The sequence below is a fragment of the Streptomyces sp. NPDC058812 genome, assembly GCF_042744565.1.
Classification (GTDB): Bacteria; Actinomycetota; Actinomycetes; order Streptomycetales; family Streptomycetaceae; genus Streptomyces; species Streptomyces thinghirensis.
In genome coordinates this window covers 80,259-95,519 of sequence record NZ_JBHYOB010000002.1, presented here as the reverse complement: position 1 = coordinate 95,519, position 15,261 = coordinate 80,259, and the positions used below count along the sequence as shown (strand labels likewise).

Sequence of the window (15,261 nt, the reverse complement as noted above, 5' to 3'; positions counted from 1 at the left end):
CAAGCTCACCCCAGGAAGCTCAGTCGAACCTGACGGTTGACATTGTCTTTATTGGTGTCCACCAGGCACACCGACTGCCAGGTTCCGAGTTCCAGGCGTCCGCCGATCACCGGCAGGGTCGCGTGCGGGGGTACGAAGGCGGGCAGGACGTGGTCGCGGCCGTGGCCGGGGCTGCCGTGGCGGTGCTGCCAGCGGTCGTCGGCGGGGAGCAGGGTGTGCAGGGCGGCGAGCAGGTCGTCGTCGCTGCCCGCGCCCGTCTCGATGACCGCGATCCCGGCCGTGGCGTGCGGGACGAAGACGTTGAGGAGGCCGTCGCGGCCGGCCGCCGCCTCGCGCAGGAAGGACTCGCAGTCACCGGTGATGTCGGCGACACGCTCCGCTGAGCCGGTGGCGAGGTTCAGGACTCGGGTGGTGAAGGCATCTGGCATGTCTCCCATCCTGACGTACGCGGCGGGCCGGGCGCGGGAACGTCGGGTACCGGGATCGCCCTGGGCGGACTGGGCGGACTGGGCGGGCTGGACGGGACGGGGGGGGAAGATCGAGGCCCGCCGCTCCGTTGGTAGAAGCGTGAACAACACACGCGAGGTCGAGGTCGTCGTCATCGGTGCCGGACAGGCGGGGCTCGCCGCGGCGCATCACCTGCGGCGCACCGGGTTCGAGCCGGAACGCGACTTCGTGGTGGTCGACCACTCCCCCGCGCCGGGCGGCGCCTGGCAGTTCCGCTGGCCGTCGCTGACGTACGGCAAGGTGCACGGCATGCACTCGCTGCCGGGGATGGAGCTGACCGGCGCGGACCCGGCGCGGCCGTCCGCCGAGGTGGTCGGTGAGTACTTCGAGGCGTACGAGCGGGCCTTCGACCTGCGGGTACGGCGGCCCGTCGACGTCCGTGCGGTGCGCGAGGGGACGGATGGGCGGCTGCTCGTCGAGACGTCGGCGGGAACCTGGTCGACGCGGGCTCTCATCAACGCCACCGGCACCTGGGACCGGCCCTTCTGGCCGCGCTATCCGGGCCAGGAGACCTTCCGGGGGCGGCAGCTGCACACGGCGCGCTACGCCGGTCCCGAGGAGTTCGCCGGGCAGCGCGTGGTCGTGGTGGGCGGGGGAGCCTCGGGGACGCAGCACCTGCTGGAGATCGCCCCGCACGCCGCGGCCACCACGTGGGTGACCAGGCGGCCCCCCGTCTTCCGCGAGGGGCCCTTCGACGAGGAGGCGGGCCGGGCCGCGGTGGCGCTGGTGGAGGAGCGGGTGCGGCGGGGGCTGCCGCCGAAGAGCGTGGTGTCGGTGACCGGGCTGCCGCTGAACGACGCGATCCGGGCGGGGCTGGAGTCGGGTGCGCTGGACCGGCAGCCCATGTTCGACCGGATCACACCCGAGGGGGTCGAGTGGAGCGACGGGCGGCGGGTGGCCGCGGACGTCATCCTGTGGGCGACCGGTTTCCGGGCCGCCATCGAGCATCTGAGGCCGCTGCGGCTGCGGGAGGCCGGCGGCGGTATCCGTGTCGAGGGGACGCGCGCGGTCGCCGACCCGCGGATCCACCTCGTCGGCTACGGTCCGTCGGCCAGCACCATCGGCGCAAGCCGGGCCGGACGCGCGGCCGTACGGGACATCAGGCGGCTGTTGGCCGAGCGGGCGCCGGTCGCCGCGTGACGCCCCGCCCGGTCACGTGGCCTCGGCCTCCTTCGAGGCGCTCTCCTGGATGCGGTTGAACTCGGCGACGTTGCGCTGGTGCTCGGCGTAGTCGGCGGTGAAGCGGGTGTCGCCCGGCTTGACCGTGACGAAGTACAGCCAGTCGCCGGGTGTCGGATTGATCGCGGCACTCATCGCCTCGTCGCCGGGGTTGTCGATGGGGGTGGGCGGCAGCCCCATGCGCTGGTACGAGTTGTAGGGACTGTCGATCCTGGTGTCCTTGGTGGTGGTCTCCAGGGTGGAACGGCCCAGGGCGTAGTTGATGGTGGAGTCCATCTGCAGCGGCATACCGCGTTCCAGCCGGTTGAAGACCACCCGGGCCACCTTGCCCATGTCCTCCTTGGCGGCGGCCTCCGCCTGCACGATGCTGGCGATGGTGACCGCCTGGTAGACGTTCAGCGCGTTGCGCTGGGCGCCCGCGGCGATCGGCGCGCCGGTGAACTTCTTGTTCGCCGTGTCGACCATGGCCGTCAGCAGTTTCTCCGGCGTCGGGTTCTCGCCGAGCGGATAGGTCGCCGGGAAGAGATAGCCCTCGGGGTTGCCCTCGGCGTCGTTCGGCAGCTTGAGGTTGGCCTTGGCGAGGGACTTCTTGGTGGTGCCGGGGGGCAGGGCGAGGGTCTTGTCGACGGCCTCGTAGACCTGGGTCGCGCGCCAGCCCTCCGGGATCACCAGGGACGTGGGACGGGACTCGCCCTCGTCGTCCGTCGTCAGCAGCGGCACCGCCACGGCGGTACCGGCCACGACGGCGCCGGTCACGATCAGGGCGATGCGGCCCCGGCGCGTCAGTCGGATCGTTCTCCTGGTGCCTCTCGTGCTCCGTCGCGGAGTGTTCGTCTGCATGCGGGCACGGTAACCCCCATTCGCACACAAACCCGGCATATCGTCATCTTGTCGGCTCCAGACGGGCGTCCCGGCGGACCAGGGCCGCGTACCGCCCGTCCCGCTCCAGCAGTTCCTCGTGCCTGCCCTGTTCGGCCAGGCGACCGGAGTCGAGGACCACGATCCGGTCGGCGTCCCGGACGGTGGACAGGCGGTGCGCGATGGTGATCGTGGTGCGGTTGGCGGACAGGGCGTCGATGGCGTCCTGCACGGCGGCCTCGGTGCGGGTGTCCAGCGCGCTGGTCGCCTCGTCCAGGACGAGGACGGGCGGGTCGCGGAGGATGGTGCGGGCGATGGCCAGGCGCTGTTTCTCACCGCCGGAGAAACGGTGTCCGCGCTCGCCGACCACCGTTTCGTAGCCGTCGGGCAGGGCGTTGATGTGCTCGTGGATCTGGGCGGCCCGCGCCGCCGCCTCCAGTTCCGCGTCGGTGGCGTCCGGTTTGGCGAAGCGCAGGTTCTCGGCGACCGAGGCGTGGAAGAGGTACGTCTCCTGGGAGACGACTCCGACGGCACGGGCGAGGGTGTCGAAGTCGAGGTCGCGCACGTCGACCCCGTCGAGGGTGACCCGGCCGTCCGTCACGTCGTACAGGCGCGGCACCAGGTGACCGAGCGTGGACTTGCCGGCGCCGGTCGGGCCGACGACGGCGAGACTGCTGCCGGCGGGGACGGTGATGTCGATGCCGTCGAGGATCGGGCCGCTCTTGCCGTCGTAGCGGAACTCGACGTTCTCGAAGCGGACCTCGCCCTTGACGTGGTCGAGGTGGACGGCGCCGTCCCGCTCGGTGATGTCGATCGGCAGGTCGAGGTACTCGAAGATGCGCTGGAAGAGCGCGAGCGATGCCTGGATCTGGACGCCGGTCGACAGCAGGCTCACGGCCGGGCGGAACAGCCCCTGCTGGAGCGAGACGAAGGCGACGATCGTGCCGAGGGAGACGTCCGGGCCACCGAGTTGCAGCGCGAGGCCCGCGGTCCAGTAGATGACGGCCGGCATGGCCGCCATGACGATCGTGATGACGGCCATCCGCCAGCGGCCCGCCATGTTCGACTTCACTTCCAGGTCGACCAGGCTCTCGGACTCGTCGGAGAAGGCGCGGGTGAGCGAGTCGGAGCGGCCCATGGTGCGGCCGAGCAGGATGCCGCTGACGGAGAGCGACTCGGTGACCGTGGCGGCCATCGCGGCCATCTGCTTCTGCCGCCGCGTGGTGATCTTCCTGCGTTCCCTGCCGACGCGGCGGCTGATCCACACGAAGACGGGGAGCAGGAGCAGCGAGACGACGGTCAGGCGCCAGTCGAGGACGACCATGGCGGCGATCGTGGCGACCACGCTGGTGAGGTTGGAGACCAGGGAGGTCGCCGTGGAGGTGACGGTGGCCTGCATGCCGCCGATGTCGTTGGCGATGCGGGACTGGACCTCGCCGGTGCGGGTGCGGGTGAAGAAGGCGAGGGACATCCGCTGCAGCCGGCCGTAGACGGCGGTGCGCAGGTCGTGCATGACGCGCTGGCCGACGGTCGTGGAGATCAGCGTCTGCAGCACGCCGAAGACGCTGGTCAGGACGGCGCCGAGGATCATGCCGAGGGCGAGCAGGCTCAGCAGGCCCGTGCGCCCCTCGGGGATCGCGACGTCGAGGATCTCCTTCAGCAGGAAGGGGGTGGCGACCGAGACGAGCGACGCGGCACCGACGAGCAGTCCGACGACCGCGAGGCGGCCGCGGTAGGGCCGGAAGAGTCTCAGTATGCGACGCACCTGCCGCGGTTGTTCCTCCGCGTCGGCGGGTGCGGTCCAGGCGGTTTCGTGGTCGGGGTGCATGGGCTCCTACGGGGGGTCGGCTGGGGGGGGAGGCCGGCGACGACTGCGGATGGCAACCTTCGCAGAGTGCCGGCGACCTTTCGGATCGTAGCTCATTGTTACCTATACTCACAATGAACGTCGTCCTGTTATTGTTCCCGTATGACCGCCCCCGATTCCGACGGCCCGCTCGCCGAGCAGTTGCTGCGGCTCACCCGCCGGGTGCACCGCATCCAGAAGCGCCATCTCGAACACCGCGACCTCGGCATCACGCCGGCCCAGTCCCGGCTGCTGCGCACCCTGGCGCACTACGGCTCGCCGCCCCGCATGGCCGATCTGGCCGAGCGCCTGGAGGTCGTGCCCCGGGCGGTGACGACGCTGGTCGACGGACTGGAGGCGGCCGGGAAGGTGCGCCGGGCCCCGGACCCGGCCAATCGCCGGGTGATCCGGATCGAGCTGACCGCCGACGGGCGTACGGCCCTGCGGGAACTGCACGGCGCGCGCCGGTCCGCGGCGGAGGAGATCCTCGCCCCGCTGACGGACGAGCAGCGCGCGGTGCTCGGCGGGCTGTTGGACGCGCTGATCGACGGCCCCTGTCCCGGGCCGGGCCGTCGGACGGAGTGACCGGGAGTCGCGCCTCTCAGGCCTTCAGGTGCGCCCTGTCCCCCATGACCGCCACCGGGTGCCGGTCCGGGTCCAGCGTGCGCAACAGGTACTCCATCGCCGGCTTGGGCAGGCTGACGCAGGCCGAAGTCCCGCTGCCGTGGTCCATATGCAGCCAGATCCCACCGCCCTTGGACGCGCCCTCGGGGCGCGTCGGATCGTTCGGCGGGGTGCCCTTGACCCGGTTGTAGTCGATGGCGATGACGTAGTCGAAGTCGTGCCAGTACGACGTGTCCCACCACCTCGGTGCGGCGAAGGCGGCGGACCGGGTGTACGGCAGGCCGGTGCCGGGGGACGGGTCCGGGTCCGGAAGGACGCCGCCCGCGTCGCTCAGTGTGAACACGCCTACGGGGCTGCGCTTGTCGTTCTCGTGGTGGTCGGTCGTCCACCCCTTCGTTCCGTTGTGCGCCGCCCAACTGCGGGCGCGGTGCCAGGCGGAACCCCGCTTCGTGTACAGCACCACCGTCGAATCGGCGGAGTCGCTGCCGTCGCCGTACACCGCGACGACCTGCCCGGAGTCCGCCGGGATGCGGCGCTGGAGCCGGTCGCCGACGCCGGGGATCCGTGTCGGGTCGGCCGTGAGGGCACTGCTTCGGCCCGCGCCGTCGTCGGCGGGATCGCTCGCCGAGCCGTCCGCGCCGCGCCCGGACGGGCCACCGCATGCGGACAGCGCCGTCATCAGGGATCCAAGGGCCACCATCGCGACCGCCGTACGCCGTGCACCACCGCTCCGCATCGGTCAATGGTCGCACTCGCACCGGTCCAGCGCCGGAGCGGTGCGACGGGCGGCAGCCGGATTCGTACCCCACCGCGGAAAACCGCTTGATTTTGGGCACTCCGCGACGCGAACCTTTCACGGTTTGCAGCCTCTCGATGCCGTGTTGCAACGGCACCCCCTGACACGAGCCACTGGGACGTCATGCAGATCCAAGACCTTCCGTTTCCCGACCCGGGTGTGCCGGACGCACGCTCGGGGCCCCGATTCCTGTGGTGGCTGTTCCGCAACCAGCTGGGTGGACAACTCAAGTCGCTGGCCTGGGGCCTGCTGCACTTCGCCTCCGTCTCCGCCCTGCCGTTCTGCGTCGGTCTCGCCATCCAGGCCGTCGTCGACCGTTCCGGCACCCGGCTCGCCCTCGCGGGCGGCGTCATGGTGCTGTGCTGCGCCGGCAACGCGATCGGCGACACCTTCCTGCACCGCGCCGCCGTCACCAACTGGATCACCGCCGCGGCCCGCGTCCAGCAGTTGCTGGCCCGCAAGACCGCGCTGCTGGGATCGGCGCTGACCCGGCGCGTCGCGGCCGGCGAGGTCGTGGCCGTCTCCACCGGCGACGTCGAGAAGATCGGCTGGTTCGTGGAGGCCGTCTCCCGCTTCACCGCGGCGGCGCTGACCATCGTGCTGGTCTGTGTGGCCCTGGTCGTCTACGAGCCGGCGCTCGGCGTCGTCGTGATCCTGGGCCTGCCGGTGCTCGCCCTCGCGGTACTGCCCCTGCTGCCCCGGGCCACCCGGCGGGCCGACGTCCAGCGCGAGAAGGCGGGCCGCGCCACCGAACTGGCCTCGGACACCGTCGCGGGACTGCGCGTGCTCCGCGGTATCGGCGGTGAGGAACTCTTCCTCGACCGCTACCGCAGCGCCTCCCAGGAGGTGCGCCACGCTGCCGTGCGCAGCGCCCGCATGTGGTCCCTGATCTCCGCGATCCAGGTAATGCTGCCGGGACTGCTGCTGATCGCGGTGGTGTGGCACGGCGTCCACCTGGCCCGCGAGGGCCGCATCGGTGTCGGTGAACTCGTCACGGTCTACAGCTCCGTCATGATCCTCACCTACCCGCTCAGGCACTTCGAGGAGATCGCCATGGCGTACTCCTTCTCCCGGCCCTCGGCCAAGCGGGCCGCACGGGTGCTCGCGCTGGAACGGGCCACCGACACCGCGGGGTCGCGCGCCGCCGAGGTCCCGACCGGGGACCTGTACGACCCCACCACCGGTCTCCTCGCCCCCGCGGGCCGGTTCACCGCCGTGGTGTGCGGCGACCCCGACGAGGCCGGGCGCCTGGCGGAACGACTCGGTGGGCACCCGTCGGAGGAGGGCACGTCGGCCCTGCTGGGCGGGGTGCCGCTCGACGAACTGCCGCTGAAATCCGCGCGCACCGCCGTCCTGGTCCAGGACAAGGACCCGGTACTCCTCTCCGGCACACTGCGTGAGCTGCTCGACGTACCCGCTTCCGGTGCGGTCGGCGCCGAGGACGCGCTGGCCGCCGCCCAGTGCGACGACGTACTGGCGGCACTCGCACAGGGATCACTCGGCGCCGACGACCCGATGGACGCCCGCATCACCGAGCGGGGCCGCTCGCTGTCGGGCGGCCAGCGCCAACGGCTGGCGCTGGCCCGGTCGCTGATCACGGACCCGGAGGCACTCGTCCTCGACGAACCGACCTCCGCCGTGGACTCGCACACCGAGGCACGGATCGCACAGGGGGTGCGTACCTTGCGCGCGGGACGCACCACGGTGGTGTTCACCTCGTCTCCGCTGCTGCTGGACCGCGCGGACCGGATCGTGTTCCTGCACGACGGCGGGGTGGCGGCGGTCGGCGCGCACCGCGAACTGCTGCACACCGAGCCCCGGTACCGGGCGGTGGTGACCCGCGAGACCGACGAGGAGACCGCGACGCGCGGGGACGGGACGCACGGGGACGGGACGCACGGAGACGGGACGCCGGCCGGGGACCAGCCGGCCAGGGCCCTGGGCAAGGCCCTGGACGACGACGTCCTCGGCGACGACCACGTACTGCACCGACTGGAAGAGATCGAGGAGACGGCATGATCGGCGTCGCGCCACCGTCGTACGACCCGGCGGCCCCGACGACGGCGAGCACCCTGCCCGTCGGCGCGCCCGCGACCGTACGCGCGTACGCGGGAGAACTGCTGCGCCGGCACCGCCGTGCGTTCCTCTTCCTCGTCAGCGTCAACACCGTCGCCGTGATCGCCTCGATGGCGGGTCCCTACCTGCTGGGCGGGCTCGTGGAACGAGTGTCGGACGACGCACGTGAGTTGCACCTCGGCCTCACGGCCACGGTGTTCGTGCTCGCGCTCGCCGTCCAGGCCGTGTTCGTGCGGGAGGTGCGGCTGCGCGGGGCCATGCTCGGCGAGCGGATGCTGGCCGATCTGCGCGAGGACTTCCTCGTGCGGTCGGTCGGGCTGCCGCCCGGCGTGCTGGAACGGGCCGGCACGGGCGACCTGCTCTCCCGGATCACGACCGACATCGACCGGCTCGCCAACGCCATGCGCGAGGCCGTGCCCCAACTGGCGATCGGCGTGGTGTGGGTGGTGCTGCTGCTCGGCGGGCTCGTGGTCACGGCTCCGCCGCTGGCACCCGCGGTGCTCATCGCGGTGCCGCTGCTGGTGATCGGCTGCCGCTGGTACTTCCGGCGGGCGCCCTCCGCCTACCGCTCGGAGGCCGCCGGGTACGCCGCCGTGGCCGCGGCGCTCGCCGAGACCGTGGACGCCGGGCGCACCGTCGAGTCGCACCGCCTGGACGCCCGTCGCATCGAACTGTCGGAGCGCCGTATCAAGGAGTGGACGGCCTGGGAGCGATACACGCTCTGGCTGCGGTCGGTGCTCTTCCCGGTCATCAACGTCACCCATGTGACCGTGCTCGCCTCCGTTCTGCTGATCGGCGGTGTGTTCGTGCTGCAGGGCTGGATCGGGGTCGGTCAGCTGACCACCGCGGCACTGATCGCGCAGATGCTCGTCGACCCGGTCGGCATCATCCTGCGCTGGTACGACGAGCTCCAGGTGGCGCAGGTGTCCCTGGCCCGGCTGGTGGGCGTGCGGGACATCGAGCCGGACGCCGGTGACCTTTCCCTGACTCCCGACGGACGACAGGTGCACGCCGACCGCGTGCACTTCGGTTACGTCGAGGGCGTCGACGTCCTGCGCAAGGTGTCGCTGGAGGTCGCCCCCGGCACGAGGCTCGCCCTGGTCGGCCCCTCGGGCGCCGGCAAGTCCACGCTGGGCAGGCTGCTGGCCGGCATCTACGGTCCCCGCGACGGCCGGATCACCCTGGGCGGCGCGGAGCTGTCCCGGATGTCGGCCGAACGGGTCCGCTCGCACGTCGCCCTCGTCAACCAGGAGCACCACGTCTTCGTGGGCTCCCTGCGCGACAACCTCCGCCTCGCCAGAACCGGCGCCACCGACGCCGAGCTGTGGGCGGCGCTGGGCGCGGTCGACGCGGACGACTGGTCCCGCGCTCTCGACGAGGGCCTGGACACCGAGGTCGGCTCGGGCGGCTTCGCGCTCACCCCCGCCCAGGCCCAGCAGATCGCGCTGGCCCGTCTGGTGCTGGCCGACCCGCACACCCTGGTGCTGGACGAGGCGACGTCCCTGCTCGACCCGCGAGCCGCGCGCCACCTCGAACGGTCCCTGGCCAGGGTCCTGGACGGCCGCACGGTGGTCGCGATCGCCCACCGTCTGCACACCGCCCACGACGCTGACGTCATCGCCGTCGTCGAGAAGGGCCGGATCAGCGAGCTGGGAAGCCACGACGAGCTCGTCGCGGCGGACGGCGCCTACGCGGCGCTGTGGCGGTCGTGGCACGGGTGATCACACTCCACTCGTCGACGGCCCGGGAGGGGCGACACGCGCCGCCCGGGCCGTGGCCGGCGTCGCCGGTCGTGGTTGGTGGCGGCTGGCTGCGGTTGGACGCGGTTGGCCTCTGATCGGGGCGCCGGGGCGTCGTCGGTGCTTGTCCGAGGAACTGTCGGTGCTCGGCCGGGAACTGCCGGTACTCGTCCAGGGAGCTGCCGTGTTCGTCCGGGGCCCGCGGATGCTCGGCCGGGGCCCACTGGTGCTCCGGGGCCCGAGCGGCCTCTGGCCGGCCCGGTGGGTCAAGGGTGCCGGGGCGCCGGTCGGCTGCCGTGCCGTTGCGCGGTCCCGAACGGGAGTGGAAGTCTGGGAGGAGGCACCGGCTCGGGGTAGGCCCGGGAACCGTGCGGTTCCGAGACGGGTGACGCCTGTGCCCCGTGCAGCGGCGGCCCGCCGCGGTCCACGGCGAGAAGGGGCCCGTCCCCACCCCCTGGAGGTACCCGTGAACAGCGCCGACGGATGGGGAGATGACGTCTACCAGCCCGACGGATCCGAGCAGCGGGAGGACACCGGTCTGCTCGACGGCGAGGACACCCTCGAGTACGACGGTGTCACCGATCCTCTTGACCGGGGCTGGTCCCCGCCCGAGCGCCCCTGGGCAGTGGAGCACACCGGTGTGACGGCCGCCGAACGGCACCGGGGCGAGACGCTGGAGCAGCGGCTCGCCGAGGAACGGCCGGACGTGCTCGCACCCGACGGCGACGGGCTGGGCGACTCCGAGGGCACCGACGGGGAACTGCTGGACAACGAGGTCGGCGCGGACCGCTCCGGCCGGCTCGTGGCACCCGACGAGGGGACGCACGAGGACGAGGAGCCGGCGCTGGTCGCCATGGACGTGGGCATCGACGGCGCGGCCGCCTCCGCCGAGGAGGCCGCGATGCACGTCGTCGACGAGGACTCCCTGCCCGGCTGACGCCACCGACGACGGCGTTCGCGTGCCGTCGCCCAGATGATCCGCGCCGTATGAGGAGCAGCCATGCAGCAGGACAAGCATCCCGACTACCGGCCCGTCGTCTTCCGCGACCGCGGCGCCGGGTACGCCTTCCTCACCCGGTCCACCGCGACCAGCGACCAGACCATCGCGTGGGACGACGGCGAGACCTACCCGGTGGTGGACGTGGAGATCTCCTCGGAGAGCCACCCCTTCTACACGGGCAAGGCGCGGACGGTGGACTCGGAAGGGCGTGTCGCCCGCTTCGAGAGGCGCTACGGCCAAGGCGAGGGGCAGGGTGCCGACGGGACCGGCTGAGCGGGCCGGACCCCGCTCATCCCTCAGATGAAGTTGAGTGCCGCCGCGCCGCCCACTCCCCCGAGCAGCATGAACGCCGGCATCAGCACCTTCAGCTCCACCCAGCTGCCCGCCCGGAACCGCATGGCCTTCGGCGGGCCGATGGGGTACCAGCGCTTGCGGCCCACGGGTATCGGCCAGAGTATGGGGCAGCCCGAGACGGTCAGCGCGTCCCCGATGTCGTGCACCAGCGCGCCGAGCACGATCGGCAGTCCCAGCCACAGGTACTCCTGGCCCGGCGCGGTGAACAGCCAGTCCGCGCCCCCGTCCGGCTTGTCCAGTATCCCGGCGAGGATCCACGCGCTGGTCCCGGCCAGCAGCCACACCAGTACGTCGCTGCTGGAGCCGCGGGTCGCCCGCCAGAGCAGACCCTCGATCGCGAGCACCATGTGCACGAAGAGGATCGCCAGGACCGCCCAGCGGCCACCCGTGATGGCCAGGACCGAAGTGCCCCCGCCGATCAGGACCGCCCACAGCCAGGTGTGCGTCAGCGTGCGGTGCCCGCCGGAGCGGCGCGGGTCGCCCTGTTTCTTCGTGGCCTTGTAGACGGCGTACGACAACTTGTCGACGATTTCGCACAGCCCCCGCGAGACCGGTCCGAAGGCCCGGGAGATGGTGGCCGCCTTGTGGTCGAGATCCGGGGCCAGCGCCGCTCCGGCACAGATCAGGGCTCCGGCGAGCAGCACCGGCCAGGGCATCGAGTGCCCTGCGGCGGCGGTCGCCGCCCCGACGCCGAGCCACGCCGCGGCGCCCGACAGTGAGTGTGCTGGTCCCATCATCGCCGTTGCCCGCCCCATTCCTCGTGTTCCGCTGTGCAGTTGTCCGCGTCCGCTGATGCCTCGTCGGCGACCCAGCGTAGCGTTCGTGATCTTCACGCGGACAGCCGATTCCCCCATGACGGCCGAGGCCAGGCAAGATGGGTGCGTGACCCTCATCGATCAGCTGCCGCGGACCGCCGACCCCGATGCCCTGTACGAAGCCTTCGAGGCGTGGGCCCAGGAGCGCGGTCTCACGCTCTACCCCCATCAGGAGGAGGCGCTGATCGAGGCGGTCTCCGGCGCGAACGTGATCGTGTCGACGCCCACCGGCTCCGGCAAGAGCATGATCGCGGCGGGCGCCCACTTCGCCGCACTTGCCCGGGACGAGGTCACCTTCTACACGGCTCCGATCAAGGCGCTGGTGTCGGAGAAGTTCTTCGAGCTGTGCAAGATCTTCGGCACCGAGAACGTCGGCATGCTGACCGGCGACGCCTCCGTGAACTCCGACGCCCCCGTCATCTGCTGCACCGCCGAGGTCCTGGCGTCGATCGCGCTGCGTGACGGCAAGCACGCGGACATCGGCCAGGTCGTCATGGACGAGTTCCACTTCTACGCGGAACCGGACCGCGGCTGGGCGTGGCAGATTCCCCTGCTGGAGCTGCCACAGGCCCAGTTCGTCCTGATGTCGGCCACGCTCGGTGACGTCTCCTTCTTCGAGAAGGACCTCGCGCGCCGCACCGGCCGCCCCACAGCGGTGGTCCGCTCGGCGACCCGGCCCGTGCCGCTCTCCTACGAGTTCCGCTACACGCCGCTCACCGAGACGCTCACCGACCTGCTCGCGGCCCGGCAGGCCCCCGTCTACATCGTGCACTTCACGCAGGCTCAGGCCGTGGAGCGGGCGCAGGCGCTGATGAGCATCAACATGTGCACGCGGGAGGAGAAGGAGCGGATCGCCGAGCTGATCGGCAACTTCCGCTTCACCACGAAGTTCGGCCGCAATCTCTCCCGCTACGTCCGGCACGGCATCGGTGTCCACCACGCCGGCATGCTGCCCAAGTACCGGCGGCTGGTGGAGAAGCTCGCGCAGGCCGGCCTGCTGAAGGTGATCTGCGGAACGGACACGCTCGGCGTGGGCGTCAACGTCCCCATCCGGACCGTGCTGTTCACGGCGCTGACCAAGTACGACGGCACGCGGGTGCGCACGCTGAGGGCCCGGGAGTTCCACCAGATCGCCGGCCGGGCCGGGCGCGCGGGGTTCGACACGGAGGGTTTCGTCGTCGCCCAGGCACCCGAGCACGTCGTCGAGAACGAGAAGGCGCTCGCCAAGGCCGGTGACGACCCGAAGAAGCGGCGCAAGGTCGTCCGCAAGAAGGCACCCGAGGGCTTCGTGGCCTGGTCGGAAAGCACGTTCGACAAGCTCATCACCTCCGAGCCGGAGCCGCTGTCGTCCCGCTTCCGAGTCACGCACACCATGCTGCTGTCGGTGATCGCCCGGCCCGGCGACGCCTTCAAGGCGATGCGGCACCTGCTGGAGGACAACCACGAGCCGCGCAAGCAGCAGCTCCGGCACATCCGGCGGGCGATCGCCATCTACCGCTCGCTGCTGGGCGGCGGCATCGTCGAGAAGCTCGACCAGCCCGACGCCGAGGGCCGCGTCGTGCGTCTCACGGTGGACCTGCAGCAGGACTTCGCACTGAACCAGCCGCTGTCCACGTTCGCCCTGGCCGCCTTCGAGCTGCTGGACCCGGAGTCGCCGTCGTACGCGCTGGACATGGTGTCGGTCGTGGAGTCCACCCTGGACGACCCGCGGCAGATCCTCGCCGCCCAGCAGAACAAGGCGCGCGGTGAGGCCGTGGCCGCGATGAAGGCGGACGGCGTCGAGTACGAGGAGCGCATGGAGCGCCTCCAGGACATCACGTACCCGAAGCCCCTGGAGGAGCTGCTCTTCCACGCCTACGACACGTACCGCAGGAGCCACCCGTGGGTCGGTGACCATCCGCTGTCCCCGAAGTCGGTCATCCGGGACATGTACGAGCGGGCGCTGACATTCACGGAGCTGGTCTCCCACTACGAACTGGCCCGCACCGAGGGCATCGTGCTGCGCTACCTGGCGAGCGCCTACAAGGCCCTCGACCACACCGTCCCGGACGACCTGAAGTCCGACGACCTGCAGGATCTGATCGAGTGGCTCGGTGAGATGGTGCGCCAGGTCGACTCCAGCCTGCTGGACGAGTGGGAGCAGCTCGCCAACCCGGCGGAGATGACCGCCGAGGAGGCGCAGGAGAAGGCCGACCAGGTGCGGCCGGTCACCGCCAACGCACGCGCCTTCCGTGTCCTGGTCCGCAACGCTATGTTCCGCCGTGTCGAGCTCGCCGCCCTCGACCAGGTCGACGCGCTGGGCGAGATGGACGCCGACGCCGGCTGGGACGCCGACGCGTGGGGCGAGGCCATGGACCAGTACTGGGACGAGTACGAGGACCTCGGCACCGGCCCCGATGCCCGCGGCCCCAAGCTGCTGGTGATCGAGGAGGAGCCGCAGAACGGCCTGTGGCGCGTACGCCAGATCTTCGACGACCCGAACGACGACCACGACTGGGGCATCAGCGCGGAGGTCGACCTCACGGCCTCCGACGCGGAGGGCCGCGCGGTCGTCCGCGTCACCGATGTCGGCCAGCTGTGAGCACAGGAGAATCCCACCCATGACGAATCCGGCCGAGAGCCTCGTCGCCCTGCTCGACCTGGAGCAGATCGAGGTCAACATCTTCCGGGGCCGCAGCCCCGAGGAGTCGCTGCAGCGGGTCTTCGGCGGCCAGGTGGCCGGCCAGGCGCTGGTCGCCGCGGGCCGCACCACTGAGGGCGACCGCCCGGTGCACTCGCTGCACGCGTACTTCCTGCGCCCGGGACGCCCGGGCGTACCGATCGTGTACCAGGTCGAACGGGACCGGGACGGGCGGTCGTTCACGACCCGCCGGGTCACCGCCGTGCAGCAGGGCCGCACGATCTTCACGCTCACCGCCTCCTTTCACAAGCCTGAGCAGGGGAGTTTCGAGCACCAGTTGCCTCCGGCCCGCAAGGTCCCGGATCCCGAGTCCCTGCCGACGGTCACCGACGAGGTGCGGGAGCACCTGGGCGCGCTGCCGGAGCAGTTCGAGCGGATGGCCCGCCGCCAGCCCTTCGACATCCGCTACGTGGACCGGCTGCGCTGGAGCGCCGAGGAGGTCGAGGGCGCCGAGCCCCGCAGCGCGGTGTGGATGCGCGCCGTCGGTCCGCTCGGCGACGACCCTCTGGTGCACACCTGCGCCCTGACCTACGCCAGTGACATGACCCTCCTGGACGCCGTACGCATCCCGGTGGAACCTCTGTGGGGTCCACGGGGCTTCGACATGGCGTCGCTGGACCACGCCATGTGGTTCCACCGGCCGTTCCGCGCGGACGAGTGGTTCCTGTACGACCAGGAGTCGCCGATCGCGACCGGTGGACGGGGCCTGGCGCGGGGACGGATCTATGACGCGGAGGGGCGCATGCTGGTGTCCGTCGTCCAGGAAGGGCTGTTCCGGGCCCTGTAG

General features: G+C 71.4%; 13 protein-coding genes. 8 read left to right on the top strand and 5 right to left on the bottom strand.

Annotated elements, in window-relative coordinates; translation table 11 throughout:
• Positions 1 to 5: 5 nt before the first annotated feature.
• Positions 6 to 428 (bottom strand): YjbQ family protein, encoded by a 423-nt coding sequence (locus tag ACFW48_RS04435; RefSeq protein WP_386310411.1) that lies wholly within the window; start codon positions 426 to 428, stop codon positions 6 to 8.
• 139 nt (positions 429 to 567) lie between these two features.
• Here ACFW48_RS04435 and ACFW48_RS04430 point away from each other — a divergent pair, with 139 nt between their 5' ends.
• A complete protein-coding gene (locus ACFW48_RS04430; RefSeq protein WP_386310409.1) occupies positions 568 to 1,647 on the top strand; it encodes an NAD(P)-binding domain-containing protein in 1,080 nt (359 codons plus the stop codon).
• A gap of 12 nt (positions 1,648 to 1,659) precedes the next feature.
• Here the strand turns inward: ACFW48_RS04430 and mltG are convergent, their stop codons facing one another.
• Positions 1,660 to 2,526: an endolytic transglycosylase MltG gene (gene mltG / locus ACFW48_RS04425; RefSeq protein ID WP_386310407.1), complete on the bottom strand. Its 867-nt coding sequence runs from the start codon at positions 2,524 to 2,526 to the stop codon at positions 1,660 to 1,662.
• A gap of 43 nt (positions 2,527 to 2,569) precedes the next feature.
• Positions 2,570 to 4,372, bottom strand: a complete 1,803-nt coding sequence (locus tag ACFW48_RS04420) for an ABC transporter ATP-binding protein (protein ID WP_386310405.1) — start codon at positions 4,370 to 4,372, stop codon at positions 2,570 to 2,572.
• Positions 4,373 to 4,513: 141 nt separating this feature from the next.
• Here ACFW48_RS04420 and ACFW48_RS04415 point away from each other — a divergent pair, with 141 nt between their 5' ends.
• Complete coding sequence (locus tag ACFW48_RS04415; RefSeq protein WP_386310403.1) at positions 4,514 to 4,975, top strand: MarR family winged helix-turn-helix transcriptional regulator; 462 nt, start codon at positions 4,514 to 4,516, stop codon at positions 4,973 to 4,975.
• A gap of 16 nt (positions 4,976 to 4,991) precedes the next feature.
• Here ACFW48_RS04415 and ACFW48_RS04410 read toward each other — a convergent pair whose 3' ends face one another.
• Positions 4,992 to 5,750 carry a hypothetical protein gene (locus ACFW48_RS04410; protein WP_386310401.1) on the bottom strand — a complete coding sequence of 253 codons (759 nt, stop codon included), beginning with the start codon at positions 5,748 to 5,750 and terminating at the stop codon, positions 4,992 to 4,994.
• A gap of 183 nt (positions 5,751 to 5,933) precedes the next feature.
• Here ACFW48_RS04410 and ACFW48_RS04405 point away from each other — a divergent pair, with 183 nt between their 5' ends.
• The 4 genes from ACFW48_RS04405 (at position 5,934) to ACFW48_RS04390 (ending at position 10,898) form a co-directional block, all read left to right on the top strand.
• On the top strand, positions 5,934 to 7,829 hold the full coding sequence (locus tag ACFW48_RS04405; RefSeq protein WP_386310399.1) for an ABC transporter ATP-binding protein: 1,896 nt from the start codon (positions 5,934 to 5,936) through the stop codon (positions 7,827 to 7,829).
• Positions 7,826 to 9,607, top strand: coding sequence for an ABC transporter ATP-binding protein (locus ACFW48_RS04400; protein ID WP_386310398.1), 1,782 nt, complete (start codon positions 7,826 to 7,828; stop codon positions 9,605 to 9,607). Before ACFW48_RS04405 ends, ACFW48_RS04400 begins: the two co-directional genes overlap by 4 nt.
• 484 nt (positions 9,608 to 10,091) lie before the next feature.
• Entirely contained in the window at positions 10,092 to 10,562 is a 471-nt protein-coding gene (locus ACFW48_RS04395) for a DUF5709 domain-containing protein (RefSeq protein ID WP_386310396.1), read from the top strand.
• Between the two features lie 63 nt (positions 10,563 to 10,625).
• The gene (locus ACFW48_RS04390) at positions 10,626 to 10,898 is read left to right on the top strand and encodes a type B 50S ribosomal protein L31 (protein WP_310874615.1); all 273 of its coding nucleotides are present in this window, start codon (positions 10,626 to 10,628) and stop codon (positions 10,896 to 10,898) included.
• A gap of 23 nt (positions 10,899 to 10,921) precedes the next feature.
• On the opposite strand, the gene ACFW48_RS04385 is transcribed toward ACFW48_RS04390, so the two are convergent.
• Entirely contained in the window at positions 10,922 to 11,716 is a 795-nt protein-coding gene (locus tag ACFW48_RS04385; RefSeq protein ID WP_375916079.1) for a metal-dependent hydrolase, read from the bottom strand.
• 145 nt (positions 11,717 to 11,861) lie between these two features.
• Between ACFW48_RS04385 and ACFW48_RS04380 the strand changes: the two genes are divergently transcribed.
• Positions 11,862 to 14,375 (top strand): DEAD/DEAH box helicase, encoded by a 2,514-nt coding sequence (locus tag ACFW48_RS04380; protein ID WP_386310393.1) that lies wholly within the window; start codon positions 11,862 to 11,864, stop codon positions 14,373 to 14,375.
• 19 nt (positions 14,376 to 14,394) lie between these two features.
• A complete protein-coding gene (locus ACFW48_RS04375; RefSeq protein ID WP_337305086.1) occupies positions 14,395 to 15,261 on the top strand; it encodes an acyl-CoA thioesterase II in 867 nt (288 codons plus the stop codon).